Source organism: Patiriisocius sp. 208BN25-11, from assembly GCF_058147145.1.
In genome coordinates, this window is record NZ_JBYVJY010000034.1 from 1 (window position 1) to 1,425 (window position 1,425).

Below are 1,425 nucleotides of genomic sequence, written 5' to 3' on the forward strand. Positions count from 1 at the left end.
TTTAATCACTGAAGATGATCCAACGATCACCCCGCTTTGTCAGGATGATAGTATCGCTATTATTAAAATAGGAGTCTTTAATGATGCCGATGGTGATAACTGCGCCGATGTAAAAGAGACCATTAGCTATAGCTTTAGAGTGATCAATAATGGTAATACTACTATTTCAAACATTACGGTAAACGATCCGCTGGTCAATGTACAGGGAGGACCTATTACATTGCTACCAGGGCAGGAAGATACCACGACCTTTACGGCTATCTATTTAATTACTCAGGCAGATATCAATACAGGAAGTGTGACCAACCAAGCGGAGGCTATTGGATTTAATCCATCGGGGGCTCAGGTGAGTGATCTGTCAGATGAGAGTCTGTACACCGAGGATGATCCAACGGTAACCATGCTGTGTAACGAGTCAGTGATTGCCCTTATCAAAACGGGTACTCCTGGGGATGAGAATGGCAATGGATGTATTGATTTAGGAGAGACTATTGTATATGACTTTGTGGTGACCAATTTAGGAAACACGACCTTAACCCAGGTGATTGTAACGGATCCTATGGTAGGGGTATCTGGAGGTCCTGTAACGATATTGGCAGGAGATAGTGATACGGAGACCTTCTTTGCGATCTATACGGTTACTCAGGATGATGTTGATAACGGTTTTGTGAGCAACCAAGCGATTGCTGAAGGAATCGATCCAATGGGCATGGTCGTGAATGATCTCTCTGATGATAACAGTAATTTTGAGGACGATCCAACCATTAGCGTATTGTGTCAGGATGCTTCGATGTCTGTAGAGAAGACTGGTGTGTTTAATGATGAGAATGGGAATTTAATTTCCGATCCGGGAGAGACCATTAGTTACGCCTTTATTGTAACCAATACAGGAAATGTAACGCTGTATAACATCACGATTGATGATCCACTTCCAGGGGTTGTAATCTCTGGCGGACCTATTGCCGAGTTGGCACCGGGCGAGGTTGATGATACCACTTTTACGGCAGTCTACACGATTACTCAGGCCGATATTGATGCAGGAGAGGTAATCAACCAGGCTACTGCTACGGGAGAGACTGGAGGAGGTGACCAGGTTAGTGATACTTCAGATGATCCAAACAATCCAACTGATACGGATATCAACGGAGATGGCGATCCTGATGATCCTACCATTACCCTGTTACCAAATGTATTGGCACCGTTTGAGATTTTTAACGCGGTATCTCCTGATGGAAACGGGAAGAATGACTTCTTCTTAGTACAGGGAATTAGCGAATATCCAGACAACAACGTTAAGATATTTAACCGTTGGGGGGTTCAGGTATTCGAGACCAATGGCTATGGCGGCTCTAGTGATGCTGAGAATGTCTTTACAGGCGAGTCTCAAGGAAGAGAAACCATTGCGCAGGATAAGTTATTACCAAC

Annotated in this window: 1 protein-coding gene; it reads left to right on the top strand. The window is 44.1% G+C overall.

Annotated features, from left to right (window positions below; translation table 11 throughout):
• A partial coding sequence (locus tag ACY2RS_RS15430; protein ID WP_490099564.1) for a DUF7507 domain-containing protein occupies positions 1 to 1,425 on the top strand: 1,425 nt, incomplete at both ends.